This window comes from Bradyrhizobium sp. (assembly GCF_030693485.1).
Taxonomy (GTDB): Bacteria; Pseudomonadota; Alphaproteobacteria; order Rhizobiales; family Xanthobacteraceae; genus Bradyrhizobium.
On record NZ_JAUYAN010000079.1, the window covers coordinates 1 to 16,064 of the forward strand.

Annotated in this window: 14 protein-coding genes; 7 read left to right on the forward strand and 7 right to left on the reverse strand. The window is 64.4% G+C overall.

Translation table 11 applies throughout. The features are described 5' to 3' along the window. From Q8N40_RS05845 to Q8N40_RS05855, 3 genes are all read right to left on the reverse strand, one after another. Positions 1 to 311 (reverse strand): Gfo/Idh/MocA family oxidoreductase (locus Q8N40_RS05845; protein ID WP_305711140.1); only part of this gene is annotated, 311 nt, incomplete at its 3' end. 196 nt (positions 312 to 507) lie between these two features. Beyond that, positions 508 to 1,920 carry a mannose-1-phosphate guanylyltransferase/mannose-6-phosphate isomerase gene (locus Q8N40_RS05850; protein WP_305319631.1) on the reverse strand — a complete coding sequence of 471 codons (1,413 nt, stop codon included), beginning with the start codon at positions 1,918 to 1,920 and terminating at the stop codon, positions 508 to 510. Positions 1,921 to 1,927: 7 nt separating this feature from the next. After that, positions 1,928 to 2,911 (reverse strand): SDR family NAD(P)-dependent oxidoreductase, encoded by a 984-nt coding sequence (locus tag Q8N40_RS05855; protein ID WP_305711141.1) that lies wholly within the window; start codon positions 2,909 to 2,911, stop codon positions 1,928 to 1,930. Between the two features lie 197 nt (positions 2,912 to 3,108). Here Q8N40_RS05855 and Q8N40_RS05860 point away from each other — a divergent pair, with 197 nt between their 5' ends. Both Q8N40_RS05860 and Q8N40_RS05865 read left to right on the forward strand, forming a co-directional pair. Then, the gene (locus Q8N40_RS05860) at positions 3,109 to 4,068 is read left to right on the forward strand and encodes a lysylphosphatidylglycerol synthase transmembrane domain-containing protein (protein WP_305319629.1); all 960 of its coding nucleotides are present in this window, start codon (positions 3,109 to 3,111) and stop codon (positions 4,066 to 4,068) included. Between the two features lie 131 nt (positions 4,069 to 4,199). Continuing rightward, positions 4,200 to 4,952 carry a glycosyltransferase family 2 protein gene (locus tag Q8N40_RS05865; protein WP_305711142.1) on the forward strand — a complete coding sequence of 251 codons (753 nt, stop codon included), beginning with the start codon at positions 4,200 to 4,202 and terminating at the stop codon, positions 4,950 to 4,952. On the opposite strand, the gene Q8N40_RS05870 is transcribed toward Q8N40_RS05865, so the two are convergent. The 3 genes from Q8N40_RS05870 to rfaD all read right to left on the reverse strand — a co-directional run bounded on the left by Q8N40_RS05870 (position 4,941) and on the right by rfaD (position 9,465). Then, positions 4,941 to 6,881, reverse strand: a complete 1,941-nt coding sequence (locus Q8N40_RS05870) for a nucleoside-diphosphate sugar epimerase/dehydratase (RefSeq protein WP_305711143.1) — start codon at positions 6,879 to 6,881, stop codon at positions 4,941 to 4,943. The genes Q8N40_RS05865 and Q8N40_RS05870 overlap by 12 nt on opposite strands. 106 nt (positions 6,882 to 6,987) lie before the next feature. Further along, positions 6,988 to 8,460 (reverse strand): D-glycero-beta-D-manno-heptose-7-phosphate kinase, encoded by a 1,473-nt coding sequence (rfaE1, locus tag Q8N40_RS05875; protein WP_305711144.1) that lies wholly within the window; start codon positions 8,458 to 8,460, stop codon positions 6,988 to 6,990. A 24-nt stretch (positions 8,461 to 8,484) separates the two neighbouring features. Beyond that, the gene (gene rfaD, locus Q8N40_RS05880; protein ID WP_305711145.1) at positions 8,485 to 9,465 is read right to left on the reverse strand and encodes an ADP-glyceromanno-heptose 6-epimerase; all 981 of its coding nucleotides are present in this window, start codon (positions 9,463 to 9,465) and stop codon (positions 8,485 to 8,487) included. Positions 9,466 to 9,635: 170 nt separating this feature from the next. Here rfaD and waaF point away from each other — a divergent pair, with 170 nt between their 5' ends. Continuing rightward, positions 9,636 to 10,697: a lipopolysaccharide heptosyltransferase II gene (gene waaF / locus Q8N40_RS05885; RefSeq protein WP_305711146.1), complete on the forward strand. Its 1,062-nt coding sequence runs from the start codon at positions 9,636 to 9,638 to the stop codon at positions 10,695 to 10,697. Next, positions 10,694 to 11,230, forward strand: coding sequence for an HAD family hydrolase (locus Q8N40_RS05890; protein ID WP_305711147.1), 537 nt, complete (start codon positions 10,694 to 10,696; stop codon positions 11,228 to 11,230). The genes waaF and Q8N40_RS05890 overlap by 4 nt, the downstream gene beginning before the upstream one ends. Positions 11,231 to 11,306: 76 nt before the next feature. On the opposite strand, the gene Q8N40_RS05895 is transcribed toward Q8N40_RS05890, so the two are convergent. Continuing rightward, a complete protein-coding gene (locus Q8N40_RS05895; protein WP_305711148.1) occupies positions 11,307 to 12,353 on the reverse strand; it encodes a glycosyltransferase family 4 protein in 1,047 nt (348 codons plus the stop codon). 129 nt (positions 12,354 to 12,482) lie between these two features. Here Q8N40_RS05895 and galE point away from each other — a divergent pair, with 129 nt between their 5' ends. The 3 genes from galE to Q8N40_RS05910 form a co-directional block, all read left to right on the forward strand. Next, positions 12,483 to 13,496, forward strand: a complete 1,014-nt coding sequence (gene galE, locus Q8N40_RS05900) for a UDP-glucose 4-epimerase GalE (RefSeq protein WP_305711149.1) — start codon at positions 12,483 to 12,485, stop codon at positions 13,494 to 13,496. Between the two features lie 127 nt (positions 13,497 to 13,623). Beyond that, positions 13,624 to 15,432 carry an ABC transporter ATP-binding protein gene (locus Q8N40_RS05905; protein ID WP_305711150.1) on the forward strand — a complete coding sequence of 603 codons (1,809 nt, stop codon included), beginning with the start codon at positions 13,624 to 13,626 and terminating at the stop codon, positions 15,430 to 15,432. A gap of 44 nt (positions 15,433 to 15,476) precedes the next feature. Next, a partial coding sequence (locus Q8N40_RS05910; protein ID WP_305711151.1) for a fumarylacetoacetate hydrolase family protein occupies positions 15,477 to 16,064 on the forward strand: 588 nt, incomplete at its 3' end.

Sequence of the window (16,064 nt, forward strand, 5' to 3'; positions counted from 1 at the left end):
ACCAGGATGTGGATGCCGCGGGCGATGCAGGCGAGCGCGACCTCGTGATGGAGGTGCGTCGGCGCGGCGATGGTCACGGCATCGACGCCCTCCGCGAGCAGTTCGTCCAGCGTGGCAAAGGCGCGGCAGCCGGCCAGTTCAGTGGCGCGGGCGCGATGCTCCGGCAAAGGATCGACGATTCCGATCAGCGTGGTGTCCGGCAGCCCGGCCAGAACACGCGCGTGGTTGGTGCCCATGACGCCTGCGCCGACAACGCCGACTCGCAGCGCACGCTTGGCGCCGAACTTCCCGGTGGCCCCCTCGAAACCCATATTCACTGAACCTCGTCGTCTCTCGACACCAGCATTGCCCGGCGCTTGTCCTATCACGTCGCCTCAGATGTGGCGAATGAAGCGGCGTGATCCCGGACACGTTTTGAGTCAGAAAATTACACAGCCCTGCGCCGATTTGAGCGCGAAAAGCCGCCGAATGACCCGGATCGGCGCCGAAAGGTCTGCATCGGATCGCTCAGGAGCGCTGGTAATCGTCCTCGATGCGGATGATATCGTCCTCGCCGAAATAGCTGCCGGTCTGGACCTCGATCAGTTCCAGTTGAATCTTCCCGGGATTTTCCAGCCGGTGCACCGCGCCGATCGGGATATAGATCGATTCGTTCTCGTGCACGGTCTTGACCAGTTCGTTGACCGTCACGCGCGCCGCGCCCCGCACCACGATCCAGTGCTCGGAGCGATGGTGATGCTTCTGCAGCGACAGCCGGCCGCCCGGCTTGACGATGATGCGCTTGACCTGGTGGCGATCGCCATTGTCGACCGATTGGTAACTGCCCCAGGGCCGGTGCACCTTGATGTGATCCTCGGTCACTTCGGGCGCGACGGCCTTCAGCTTCGCCACCAGACGCTTCAGGCCATTGGCGTCCTTCTGGCGCGACACCAGCACGGCGTCCTGGGTGGCGACGATCACGAGATCGTCGACCCCTTCCAGCGCCACCAGCGCCCGGTCGGTCGAGACGTTGCAGTTGCGGGAATCCTCGAACACGGCGGCGCCCTGCGCCGCATTGCCCTCCGCGTCCTTGTCCGACAGTTCCCACACCGCGTGCCAGGAACCGACATCGGACCAGCCGCACTTGACCGGCACCACCGCGGCGCGCGCGGTCTTTTCCATCACGGCGTAATCGATCGAGATCGCCCTGGCCGATCCGAACGCGTCGGGATCCAGCTTGACGAATCCGAGATCGCGTCCGGCTCTGGTGACGGAATCGGTGACGGCCTGCACGCTGGCGGCGTCGACATTGCGATACTCGTCCGACAGCACCGACGCGCGGAACATGAAGTTGCCGCTGTTCCAGAGATACCCGGCCTTGACGTAGTCGGCCGCCGTCTTCTGATCCGGCTTCTCGACGAATTTGGCGACGCTGCGGACTTCGCCGGAAATGACTTCACCGGGGCTGATGTAACCGTATTCGGTGGCGGCGCGCTCGGGCGCCACGCCGAAAGTCACGATGCGTCCGGCTTCGGCGGCGGCCAGACCCTGACGGCAGGCGGCGACAAAGGCCGCGGTGTCGCGGACGACGTGATCGGCGGCGAGCGCCAGCACGATCGCCTCGCTGTCGCGGCCCTGCGCAAAGGCGGCGCCGGCGGCGATCGCCGGACCGGAATCCCGCCGCATCGGCTCCAGCAGGATATCGGCCTCCAGCCCGATCTCGGCCAGTTGCTCCAGCACCATGAAACGGTAGGCGATATTGGTGATGACGATCGGCCGCTCGAACAGCGCCGCATCCGACACCCGCAACAGCGTGTCCTGAAAGGTCGAGCGGGGTCCGAACAAAGTGAGGAACTGCTTGGGATGGACTTCGCGCGAGGCCGGCCACAGCCGCGTCCCGGCGCCGCCGCACATGATCAGTGGAATAATTCGTCGGTTCATCGGCGTCTCAAACCTTGTAATGGCCGCGGTACCACGCAACGAAGTCGCGCAGACCATCCGCAATGGGCGTCTCCGGCCGGAAGCCGACGTCCCGCATCAGATCGCCGACATCGGCGAAGGTCTCCGTCACGTCGCCGGGCTGCATCGGCAACATATCCCTTACCGCCGCGCGACCCAACTCCTTCTCCAGCAACGATACGACGTCGGTAAGTTCTTCCGGATGATGGTTACCGACATTATAGATTTTGGCCGGCGCTCCGCCGCCATCATCTGCGGGCGGCTGTTCGGCGAGGCGCGACACGACGCGGCTGACATCACCGATATAGGTGAAATCCCGGCGCATCCTGCCATGGTTGAACAGCCTGATCGGCGTGCCCTCGAGGATCGCCTTGGTGAACATGAAAATCGCCATGTCGGGCCGTCCCCATGGCCCGTAGATGGTAAAGAAGCGCAGGCCGGTGACCGGAAGACGATAGAGGTGGCTGTACGAGTAAGCCATCAGTTCGTTGGCCTTCTTGGTCGCGGCGTAGAGACTGACGGGGTGATCCGTCTTGTCCGCGACTGAAAAAGGCAGCTTGGTGTTGGCACCGTACACCGACGACGATGATGCATAGACAAGATGACGACAGCCATTGTGTCGGCAGCCCTCCAGAACATTGAGGAAGCCCTCGAGATTGGCGTCGACATAGGCGTGCGGATGATCGATCGAATGACGCACGCCGGCCTGGGCCGCGAGATGGACCACGACCTCGAAACGGTGTTTCGCGAACAGCGCCGCCATTGCCGGACGATCGGCGAGGTCGGTTTGCACGAAACCGAATCGCGCGTTCTGGCGCAGGATGTTCAGCCGTGACTGCTTCAGCGCCGGGTCATAATAATCGTTCAGGCTGTCCAGGCCGACAACGTTGCGGCCTTCCGACAGGAGCTGGCGCGCGACATGGAAGCCGATGAAGCCAGCCGCGCCTGTAATCAATACTGCTTGATCCGACATGGTATCCTCGAGAGGGTATCGGCCCGACGGCGCGCAGCCGGGGTCTCTTTACCCGCCGCGGCAAGGGTGCCGCAATACCCGGTTGCCCGGGCTATTGCCAGATCGCGCTCAAAACCATACCAAGGCTGACTAAATTCAGGCGTGGTCGCAGGATCGCGTTTTTCTGACACATTCTCGAACCGAAGAGCGCGCGCCACATGCGCCGGATCCTGCTTTCAGCGCTAAAGATACTGATCTCGGCGGCACTGCTTTATCTCGCGCTCCGCAAGGTCGATTTCTACGAACTCGCATCGCGCTTCAACGTCGCGAGTCTGGGCTGGATCGGCCTCGCGATCGCCGTGATGTTCCTGCAGATCTTCGTCGGCGTGCTGCGGTGGCGCGAAGTCAGCGCCGAGTGCGGCGCGCCGCTCGGAACCGCGCAGGCGATGCGCTACAATGTCATCGGGACATTCTTCAACCAGACGCTGCCCTCCTCGATCGGCGGCGACGCGGTGCGGCTGTGGCTGGTCGCGCGCGCCGGCGCCGGCTGGCGGGCGGCGACCTACTCCATCTTCGTCGATCGCGCGATCGGCCTGATCGCGCTTGCGATCGTCATCGTGGCGACACTGCCATGGAGCTACAATCTGATCACCGATCCCACCGGCCGCACCGCGCTGCTGTCGGTCGATCTCGCCGCCCTCGCCGGCGGCCTGGGATTCCTGATCCTCGGCAGATTGCCATGGCCATGGCTGAAGCGCTGGTGGGGTACCCACCATTTGCATGCCTGCTCGGTGATCGCCAACCGCATCATCTTCAGCCGGACGCGCGGTCCGAAAATCGCGGTGCTGTCGTTTCTGGTCCACGTCCTCGCCGTCGTCATCGCATGGTGCGTGGTGCAATCGATCGCGGCTCCCGTGGTGTTCGGCCAGATCTTTCAGCTGGTCCCGCCGGTCATGCTCATCACCATGCTGCCGATCTCGATCGCCGGCTGGGGCGTGCGCGAGGCGACCATGGGCCTGGCGTTCGGCTATGCCGGGCTGATGAGCAGCGAAGGCGTCAACATCTCGCTGCTGCTCGGCGCCGTGTCGTTCATCGTCGGCGCCTTCGGCGGGCTGGTGTGGATCTTCAGTGCCGAAAAGGCCGCCAAGGGCGCTGCGCCGATCGAGGTACGTGACTGAAATGCACGCGTCGGGCGTAGCCGCGCGGCGTTTTGCAACCCGACCGGCCTGAACCTCCGACACGTCAGTCGCCACCATGCTTTTGACAGGTCGATTCGGCCTCGGTAACCTGAACGCTGCACGAGATAGCAATGAAGATCAGCGTCGTCACAGCCAGTTACAATTCGCAGGCTACGATTGGCTTCACGATCCAGTCTTTTCTCGAGCAGGATCACCCCGAAAAGGAAATGCTGGTAATCGACGGAGCATCCGGCGATGCGACGTTGAAGATCGTCGAGTCATTCGGGTCGGACGCGATACGTGTGTTCTCCGAGAAGGACAAGGGCGTCTATGATGCGATGAACAAGGGCTTTCACCTGTTCGAGGGCGACGCTGTCGGGTTTCTGAATTCCGACGATACGTTTCACGATTCCCGCGTCCTTGGCGACATCGCCGCGGCATTGCAGGACGCCGACATCGCCTATGGCGACCTGCACATGGTGACCGATCATCTCAGCAAGCGCGTGGCGCGTTCATGGCGCGGCGGAACATTCAATCGCCACTCGTTTCAGCTCGGCTGGGTGCCTCCGCATCCGACCTTCTACATCCGCAGGGAAGTGGCGCAAAAGGTCGGCGACTACGATCTGAGCCATGTCGCGACCGCCGATTACGACTACATGCTGCGGGCGATGGCGCTCAATGATTTCAGGGTGCGCTACATCCCGCGGGTCCTGGTGGACTTCCAGATCGGCGGCATCAGCACCAGGGGCTGGCGCGCCACGCTGCGCGGAAACCTGGAATGCCTGCGATCCCGCCGCGAACATCTGAATGCGCCGATCATCGACCCCGCCTTCTTCCTGCGTTTCGCCAGGCGGATCTTTCAGATCCGGCGGTCAGGACTGTAACGCGGGACCGGGCGCGGTTGCCTGGGCCGGCGCGGGCGAACCGAACTCCGGCACCGCATCCTTCAACACCGCCCTGATGGAGGTCCGGTCATCCCGGGCGATGGCCTGGTCCAGCGCCGCCAGCCAATTGCGCAAGGCAGCCATCGGCGGCTCGTTGGGCTTGGCCGCCATGATTCCGGCGACGCCGATCTCGACCGCGGGCTCCTCGGCGGCGAACAGGATTTCGTTCAGCCGCTCTCCCGGTCGCACGCCGCTGAAGACGATATCGATATCGTGACCCGGCTGCAGGCCGGACAACCGGATCATGCGCTCGGCGAGGTCGACGATCTTGACCGGCTGGCCCATGTTCAGCACGTAGACCGAAACGTCCGCCGGCGACGGCGACAGCGCGTGGGTGGCCGCGGTCAGCACCAGGTCGCAAGCTTCCCGGATGGTCATGAAGTACCTGACCATGTCGGGGTGCGTGACGGTCACCGGCCCGCCGGCCTCGATCTGCGCCTTGAACTTCGGCACCACCGAGCCGTTCGACGCCAGCACGTTGCCGAACCGCACGGAAATCAGCCGCATCCGCGGCTTGCCGCCGTGCTGCGCCGCCAGATCGTGATCCAGCGCCTGGCAATACATCTCGGCGAACCGCTTGGTCAGCCCCAGCATCGAAACCGGCTCGATCGCCTTGTCGGTCGAGATCATCACCATCGCGGTGGCACCCGCCGCCAGGGCGCCATCGGCGACGTTGACCGATCCGAAGATGTTGGTCTTGACGCCCTCGCTCCAGTCGCGTTCCAGGATCGGCACGTGCTTGAGCGCGGCGGCGTGGAACACGATGTCCGGCTTGAACTCGATCATCAGCCGCTGGATACGTTCGCGATCGCGAATGTCGGCGATCCGGCCCTCGATCACCGCGCTGCCGCCATGCGCGGCCAGCGTTTCCGTCACGGCATACAGCGCCGGTTCGGAATTTTCGATCACCAGCAGCCGCGCCGCGCCGAAGGTCACGACACGGTCGCAAATCTCCGAACCGATCGAACCGCCGCCGCCGGTGACGATCACCGCCTTGTTCTTCACCAGGGCTTCGAGACGCCCATAGTCGATCTTTTCGCTGGGACGCAGCAGCAGGTCCTCGACGGCCACATTGGTCAGCCGCGGGGTTTCGCCGCTCTCCAGCGACGGCAGCCGGCTGACGATCAGCCCGAGACGGCGCGCCCGCATCAGCACGGCCTCGGGATGCGCCTCGGGTTCGAATGCCGACGGCGTCATCACCACGCGCATGATCGGCTTGTTGCGCCGCGCGAAATCGCCGATCACGTCCTCGATGTCGTCGATCCCGCCCAGCACAGGGATATTCCGGATGGTCTGGCCGCGATCGGCCGGCGACGGCGACAGCAGGCCGACCGGCCAGATCCGCTTGACCGCGCCGCTCTCGATGCCGCGCAGGAGAATTTCGGCATCCGCGGCGCGGCCGACCATCAGGGTCGCCGAGGCGTCCTCCGACTTCGCGTGAAGCCGCACCCGCGTGTAACGAAAATAGCGATAGGCAAAGCGCAAGGCGCTGAGGAAGAACACCTGCAGGAAAAAGTACAGAACGACGGTAATCCGGCCGGCGAAGAAGGTGCCCTTGTTGGGCGAGACGATGACATAGTCCAGCACCAGCAGCCCGAGCGTCAGCACCGTCGCCACCTTCAGGATGTTCAGCGCATCCGGCAGCGAAATGAAACGCCACTTGGTGGTGGTCAGCTTGAACGCATAACAAACCACCACGCTGAACACGATGAAATAGGGCAGCATCCGCAGCAGCAGCGGAACACGATCGTAGAACGCGTTGCCCTCGAAACGCAGATAGAAACTGACGAATATCGCAGCCCCCGTCGCCAGGGCGTCGTGCGTCGCGATCAGCGCGTTGCGCTTGGTCAGATTTTGGAGACGCATCATTTCGACGACCGGTGACAGGGCGTGTTCGGGTTTTGCGGTTGCGAGGCTGCTGATAGCTCATCAAGCGCGTGCATGCCAGCCGTAGCTTGCGGAACCCCTGGGACGCTCACCCCTTGTCTCCGCGGGCGCGGTTGACCAGCATGGTCGTGGAGAAGCCGGGCAACACGTCGATCAGCAGCACCTCGCCGCCATGGGCTTCGACGATCTCGTGGCCCACCACCTGGTCGCGGGTATAGTCCCCGCCCTTCACCAATACGCTGGGCTTGATCGCGGTGATCAGCCTGATCGGCGTGTCCTCCTCGAAGATGACGACGAGATCGACCGCCTCCAGCGCCGCCAGCACTTCCGCCCTCGCGCGTTCGTCCTGGACCGGGCGCGACTCGCCCTTCAGCCGCTTCACCGAGGCGTCGCTGTTGAGGCCCACCACCAGCCGGTCGCAGGCGCCGCGCGCCGCGGTCAACACCTTGACGTGGCCGGGATGCAGGATATCGAAACAGCCGTTGGTGAAACCGACGCGCAAGCCCTGCTGGCGCCACTCCGACAGCTGCGCCTCGAGGCCGGCGCCCGCCGCGACGATCTTCTCTTCCGCCGCCAGGAATGCATGCGGCAGGATTTTTCGCCGCAGTTCGGCTGACGTCACGCTGGCGGTGCCCTGCTTGCCGACGGCAACGGCGGCGGCCGCACTCGCCATCCGCAACGCGGTTTCCCAATCGGCTCCGGCGGAGAGCGTCACCGCCAGCACCGCAGCGACGGTGTCGCCGGCGCCGGAGACATCGCGCACTTTGACCGGATGCGCCGGCACATGAATCGCCTCGCCGTGGCGCGGCACCAGCGTCATGCCGCGCTCGCTCTGCGTCACCAGAATGGCTTCGCAGTCCGCCAGTTGCATCGCGTCCTGTGCTGCGTCGGCAATGCTCCTTTCGGTATCGGCACGGCTGCGGGTCGCCTCGGAAAATTCCTTGCGGTTGGGCGTCAGCAGCGTGGCGCCGCGATAGATCGCGAAATTGGCGCTCTTGGGATCGACGATCACGCGCTTGCCGAGTTTTTTCGCGGCGTCGATGACGTTGCGGATCACTCGCGCCGTCAAAACACCCTTGGCGTAGTCGGACAGCAGCACGATGTCGGCGCGGGAGATTTGCGGCAGGATGGTATCGATCAGCTTCTGCTCGATATCTCCGGACGCAGGCACGGCCAGTTCCCAGTCGGCGCGCAGCATGTGCGTGGAAAAATGCTCAGAGACGAAACGCACCTTGCGAGTGGTGGGCCGCGAGGGATCGTGGACCAACAGACTTTCCACGCCGGGCTCCTGCGCCAGCGTGACTGCCAGCCTCACACCCACCTCATCCTCACCGATCAGCCCGACAAAAATGCAGCGCGCGCCGAGCGAAGCGATATTGCGCGCGACATTGCCGGCGCCGCCGATATTGGTCTCGCTGCGCTGGACTGCGATCACCGGCGCCGGCGCTTCCGGCGAAATCCGCGACACCTCGCCATAGACGAATTCGTCGAGCATGAGGTCGCCGACGCAGAGCACCGTCTGGCTGGCCATCGCATGCGACAGGGCTTCAAAATCGAACATCTGTTCTCGTCATCCGTTGCGCGGTCAGCGGAAACGGTCGGTGCGGTTCAGAAAACCGCTGACGTAAGCCGAAACCGCATTTTCCAGCGGCGTAAAACCGCCATTGTAGCCGGCGCGCGTGAGCCGATCGACCGCGCTTTGGGTGAAATACTGGTAGCTGCCGCGAATTTGCTCGGGCATGTCGACATACTGGATATTCGCAGGTGTGCCGAGCGCGGCATAGGCCGAAAGAATCAGGTCCCTGAAACTGCGCGCGGTGCCGGTTCCGACGTTGAAGATGCCGCTGACATCCGGGCTCGCCATCAGCCACATCATCACCCGCACCACGTCGTCGACATGGATGAAATCGCGGCGCTGATCGCCGTCGGCGATGCCATCGCGGTGGGATTTGAACAACTGCACGGCGCGGCCGGCCTTGATGTCGTCGAAGCGACGCGCCAGCACGCTCATCATCGTGCCCTTGTGATATTCATTGGGGCCGAACACGTTGAAGAATTTCAGGCCGGCCCATTGCGGCGGCAACCGCTCGCCGTTGGCCGCGCGTTCGGCGACCACCATGTCGAACAGGTGCTTGCTCCAGCCGTACAGATTCATCGGCCGCAGCGCCTTCAGCGCCGGTAATGACGGATCGTCGGCAAATCCCTGCGCGCCATCGCCATAGGTCGCCGCCGACGAGGCATAGATGAGTGGCGTCGAATTGGCGGTGCACCAGTCGAGCAGCCGCATCGACAGCCTGAAATTGGTTTCGATCACGAGATCGCCGTCGGTGGCCGTGGTTTCGGAAATCGCGCCGAGATGGATCACGGCATCGAGCCGGCGGCCCTTGAGCCAGTCCATCAATTCGGCAGGCGGCACGAAATCCGCGAGCTGGCGCTTGGCCAGATTGCGCCATTTGCCGTCATGGCCGAGCACGTCGCAAACCGCGATATCGGCGCGGCCGGCGTCATTCAACGCGGCCACGAGGTTCGATCCGATAAAACCGGCGCCTCCGGTCACCAGCAGCATGCCGTCCCCTGCCCTTGATGTGGGAGGCCAGCTTTGCCCCAGTCCTGCCCGGCAGGCAACTTGGGTCATGTCGTGTGGTGAAGACGGCAGCCGCCCCCTGCCGGCGGCTTTACCTCGCCGCGGGGAGCCGTTACCGACAGCGTGGAAATGCAGCTCCAAATCTCTAAATTATGAACACAGATTCAATAAATATGGCAGAGACACGGGACGCCGGCGATGTCAGGCCGATCCTGATCGTCCCCTATATGTGGATCGGTGACTTCGTGCGCGGCCATACCGTGGTGCGGGTGCTGAAGCAGCGCTGGCCGAACCGGCCGGTCGACCTGCTGGTGACCTCGCTATGCGCCCCGCTGGTCGATTATATGCCCGGCGTCCGCTCCGGGATCGTCTGGGACCTGCCGCGTAGCCGGCTTGCGGTGGCCAGGCAATGGGGCCTGGCGGAGCAGCTGCGGGCCAGGGGCTACGGCACCGCGCTGGTGCTGCCGCGCACCTGGAAGTCGGCGATTGCGCCCGCGCTGGCCGGCATCCCGGAACGGGTGGGGTTTGTCGGCGAAGCCAGGTTCGGGCTCATCAACCGATGGCGCTGGGGCGAAAAGGCGCTGCCCCGCTTCATCGACAAGAACGCGGCGCTGGCGCTGCCCGACGGCGCGCCGCTGCCGGATGAATGGCCGGTGCCGCAGCTCAGGGTTCCGGCCGAGGACGCCGGCCGCTGGCGGCAGGCCAATGGGCTCGGCAGCGGTCCGGCCGTCGCACTGGCGCCAGGCTCGGTCGGAGCCTCCAAGCGCTGGACCTGGTATCCGGAAGCCGCCCGGCTATTGGCCGAACGCGGCTTGGATGTCTGGGTGGTCGGCGGTCCCGGCGAAAAGGCGCTGGCGGCGGAGATCGTGGCCGCCGGCGGGCCTGCTGTCCGCGACCTCACCGGCACAGACCTGCGCAATGGCATCCTGGCGATGGCGGCGGCCAGCGTCGCGATATCGAACGATTCCGGACTGATGCACATCGCGGCGGCGATCGGGACGCCGACCATGGGGATTTTCGGCCCCACCAGCCCCTATCACTGGGCGCCGTTGAACGGCCTCGCCGCGACCGTGCAGACCAGGACCGTGGTGCCGTGCCAGCCTTGCCACCGGCCGGTCTGCACCATGAACGACCACCGCTGCATGCGCGACATTCCCGCTTCCGACGTGGTTGGCATCACCGAACGCGTGCTGGCCGAGGCGGCGCGGCCATGAGCAAGGTCGATCGCGCGCCCAGGCCCGCCGCGTTCCTCGACCGCGACGGCGTGGTCAATCACGACGACGGCTACATGGGCACGCAAGAGCGGATTCGATGGATGCCGAATGCGGCCAAGGCGATACGCCGGCTCAATGACGCCGGCTATCTTGTCTTCTTCTTCACCAACCAATCCGGCGTGGCGCGCGGCTTCTTTACCGAGGACGACGTCGGCAAGCTGCATGACTGGATGCTGGAAGAACTGGCGGCGCAAGGCGCCCGGGTCGACGACGTCAGGTATTGCCCGCATCACCCGGCCGGCACCGTGGCTGGCTATCTCGAGGATCACCATTGGCGCAAACCCGCGCCCGGCATGATCCACGATCTGATGGCGCAATGGCCGGTGCGTCACCAGGGCAGCTTCGTCATCGGCGACCGCCCCACCGACATCGAAGCGGCCGCGGCCGCGGGGCTGCCCGGATTCCTGTTCGCGGGCGGCGACCTCGACGCGTTCGTGGCGAATATCCTATCCAAGGGGCTTTCGGTACCCTGATACCTAAATGCAGCTTAAAAACGCTAATGTTGCCAGATAGTTGAACGATGCATGGGGTTGTTTTCGATATTTTTGATTAGACCAGCCTCCGATAAACCTCCGCAATCCCGCCCGCCTCGGCATCGAGGCTGAATTTTTCCAGCACCCGCGCCCGGCCGCGCGCACCCATCGCTGCGGCAGCAGCGGGGTCGCGCATCAGCGGCTCCAGCGCCGCGACCAGCGCATCGGCATCGCCTGATGGCGTCAGCACGCCGGTGATGCCATCCTCGACCACCAGTTCGGCCGCGCCCGCGCGCGACGCCACCAGCGCAGCGCCTGCCGACATCGCCTCGATCAGGGTCAGTCCAAAGCCCTCGTTGCGCGAAGTGAAGGCGTAGATCGTCAGCCGCTGGTACCAGCGCGGCACCTGCTCGATATCAAGCTCGCCGGTGATGACGATGCGCGATTGCAGCCCGGCGGCGTCGATCCGTTTGCGCAAATCTTCCGCGAATGCCGTCTGCTCCGACGTGATGGCGCCGACCATGACGGCGGTGAAATCGGGATAGCGCGGCAGCAGCCGGCACATCGCGTCCACGAACACGTCGCTGCCCTTTTGCGCGCGCACCCGGCCGAAGCAGCCGATGGCGTAGCGGCCCGGCAATCCGGCTTCGGCAAACGCCGCCGCGCGATCCGCAGGCGGCGCGTAGGTGCCGGTATCGACGCCATGCATGACGACAGTTGCGTCGCGCTTGAGAAAGGATTTCGATATTTCGCTGGTGGCGATGATGGCGTCCATTTGCCGGATCAGCCAGCGCGTGATCCAGGTGTGGTGCCGCTGCGCCGCCGAGGTGAATACCAGTTTCAACGGCCAGCCGAGCGAGCGCAGCAGCACGCCTGCGATCATCTCGTTGTTGCGCCGCGCATGCCAGATCAGCGGGATGCCGCGGCGCCAGCATTTCGCGAGATCCGCAAGCCCGATCCGCGCGATGCCGTCAGGCGCATCGGAACCGAGCCAGCCCGCGCGAAACAGTCTTGCGAGCTTCGGCGCCACCATGCGGTTGGTCGCGGTGACGCCGGAATAGCGCCTGTGCAGATTCGGCACGATCAGTTGCAGGTTGGCTGAGGAAATGTTCTCGATCGGCACGATGGGCTCCGTTTCGCGCATTTTCTATACGCAACATTAAGCATAGTGGCCAGTTCGCCCGCGCCGAAACCCACTCTTCACCGCGTCCCGGCTAGCATCGAGCCGATCGATCGCAAGATGGGTGAACTCATGACTGTGCTTGTCACCGGCGGCGCCGGCTATATCGGAAGTCACACGGTTCATGCGCTGGCGGAAGCCGGCGAAAACGTCGTCGTGGTCGACAATCTGTCGACCGGATTTTCTGCTTTCGTGCCCGAAGGCGTACCGCTTTTCATCGGCGACGCCGGCGACGAAAATCTCGTCGAGGGCGTGATCGCAGCGCACGGCGTCAGGAGCATTGTACATTTCGCGGGCTCGGTGGTGGTGCCGGATTCGATGCGCGATCCGCTGGCCTATTACCGCAACAACACCATGACGACACGCAGCCTGCTCAACGCGGCGGTGAAATGCGGCGTCAACCGCTTCATCTTTTCATCGACCGCCGCGGTGTACGGCAATCCGGATCAGGTGCCGGTGCCCGAGAGCGCGCCGACCCGGCCGCTGTCGCCCTACGGCTCCTCGAAGCTGATGACCGAAATCATGCTGCATGATGTCGCCGCCGCGCACGGCATGAACTATGTCGCGCTGCGCTATTTCAACGTCGCGGGCGCCGACCCCAAGGCGCGCATCGGACTTGCCACCGTGGGTGCCACGCATCTTCTGAAGATCGCGGTCGAGGCCGCCACCGGACAGCGCGCCAAGGTCGATGTATTCGGGACCGATTACCCGACGCCGGACGGCAGCTGCATCCGCGATTTCATTCACGTCAGCGATCTCGCGCAGGCGCATCGCGCGGCGCTGTCCTATCTGCGCGACGGCGGCACTTCGGCGACGCTGAATTGCGGCTACGGCCGTGGTTATTCGGTGCTCGAGACCATCGAGGCGGTGCGGCGCGTCTCCGGGCGCAATTTCGCGGTTCAAACTGCGCCGCGACGGCCCGGCGACATCATGACCATGATCGCCGACACCAGCCGCATCCGCTCGACCCTGGACTGGACCCCGCAATACGACGATCTCGAGACCATCGCAGCCCACGCGCTGGCATGGGAGGAGAAATCGTTCCGCGGCCGCCACGGCGAGCTGCGGCAGGCAGTTTCGGCCTGAAATCCGGCCGGGCGCAAGCCCCGATTTGGCTTGAAAAACCGGGATATAGCGGGCAAGGAGACGGACGTTTCGCAAGCCAACCCTGACGCGCGGGCGGGAGCCTGCCAGCGCTGTCAATGGAACGCGGATGACCGAACTTCCCAAGAAAATCACCGACGATCCCTATGCGGCGGCGATCCTGATTCGCCGCCTGATCACCGAACAGGGGCTGACCTACTGGCGGCGCTATCTGCTGGCCTTCGGACTGATGGCGGTGTCGGCAGCTGCGACCGCGGGCTCGGCCTGGGTTCTCGGCGAGGTCATCAACAAGGCCTATGTCGACAAGGACGTGCGCGGCATCGCGCTATTGTCCGGCCTCACCATCCTGATTTTCATCCTGAAGGGGGCGGCGACCTACGGCCACTCCGTGATTCTTTCGAAAATCTCCAACGCCATACTCGCCCACAACCAGCGCCGGCTGTTCGCCAAGCTGATGAGCGAAAGCGTCGCATTCTATTCGGAGCGGCATTCGTCGGAATTTCTGGCGCGGCTGACCGCCGGCGCCGCCTCCGTTACCCAGGTTCTCAACCTGCTGATCAATGCGCTCGGCCGCGACCTGCTGCTGCTGATCGGCCTCGTCTGCGTCATGCTGATGCAGGATCCGTACATGGCGTTGTTCGGATTCCTGGTGGCGCCGCCGGCCATGCTGGTGCTGCGCAAGCTGGTGAAGCGGATCAAGGGCCTCGCGCATAACCAGTTCACCGGCACCGCCGACATTCTCGAAACCATGCAGGAATCGCTGCAGGGCATCCGCACCGTCAAGGCCTTCACGCTCGAACAGACCATGCGCGAGCGGATCGACGCCAGCATCACGGCGGTCGAGCGCAACGCCAACAAGATGGCGCGGGTCTCGAACCGTTCGAGCCCGCTGATGGAGACGCTCGGCGGTTTCGCGGTGGCGGGCGGACTGATGTATGGCGGCTACAGCGTGGTGGCGATGGGCGCCACGCCGGGCCAGTTCTTTTCGTTCCTGACCGCATTCCTGATGGCCTACGAGCCGGCCAAGCGACTGGCCCGGCTCAACATCGAGCTGAACAGCAATCTGATCGGCGCCCGCAAATTGCTCGAGATCGTCGACAGCCCTTCCAGCGAGCCTGTCGACGACGACAAGCCGGCGCTGAAGCTGATCGATGCGCGGGTCGAGTTTCGCGACGTGACGTTCGCCTACCGTCCGGACGAGCCGGTGCTCAACCGCATGAGCTTCGTCGCCGAGCCCGGCAAGATGACCGCGCTGGTCGGCCCCTCCGGCGGCGGTAAATCCACCGTGCTGGCGCTGCTGCTGCGGTTCTATGAAGTCAGCGACGGCGACGTCCTGATCGACGGGCAGGCGATTTCGGCGGTATCGCGCAAGTCGCTGCGCCAGCAGACCGCCTATGTCGGGCAGGACGTCTATCTGTTCCGCGACTCGATCGGCGCCAACATCGCCTTCGGCAAGGTCGGCGCCACCCAGGACGAGATCGAGGCCGCCGCCAGGGCCGCCTGCGCGCACGAATTCATCATGGGATTTCCGCTCGGCTACGACACCCCGGTAGGCGAGCACGGCACGCAACTGTCAGGCGGCCAGCGCCAGCGCATCGCGGTGGCGCGCGCGCTGATCAAGAATGCGCCGATCATCCTGCTCGACGAGGCGACCGCGGCACTGGATTCGGAATCCGAAAAGCAGGTGCAGGAAGCCATCGAGCATCTGTGCCAGAACCGCACCACCATCGTCATCGCCCACCGTCTGCACACCATCATGCACGCCGACGCCATCCTGGTGGTCGAGGGCGGCGAGATCGTCGAGCGCGGCCGGCATGACGACCTGCTGCGCCGCGGCGGACGCTACGCGTCGTTCTTCCGCCTGCAGCACCGCGATGCGGGGTCGCTGACGCTGGCGCCGATCACCGCAACCGCGTAAAGCTGGCAACCGAGTTTTTCATCCCCGAACCCGCCGAGACCGTCATGAACGCGACATCCTACGTCATTCCCGCTCCGCCGCAGCCCTCGCTTCCCGTCGTCGGCGAAGCAAAATCCTATCCGGTTCGCCGCATCTGGTGCGTCGGTCGCAACTATCTCGAGCACATCCGCGAGATGGGCAATGACGAACGGGCGCCGCCGTTCTTTTTCGCCAAGCATGCCGACATGCTGGTGGCCGATGGCGCCACCATCCCCTATCCGCCGCTGACCAAGGATCTGCACCACGAGGTCGAACTGATCGTGGCGATGAAGAGCGGTGGTCTCAATATCCCGGCCGACAAGGCGCTCGACCACGTCTATGGCTACGGCGTCGGCATCGACCTCACCCGCCGCGACCTGCAGATCGCCTCGCGCAAGAAGGAGCGGCCGTGGGAAGTCGGTAAATCCTTCGACTATTCCGCGCCCTGCTCGGCGCTGCAGCCGGCCGCCAAGATCGGCCATCCCTCCAAGGGCAGGATCTGGCTGACCGTTAACGGCACCGAAACCCAGAAGGGCGACCTCACCGAACTGATCTGGAACGTGCCCGAGATCATCTGGCAGCTCTCGCAGCAGGTCGCGCTCGAAGCCGGCGAC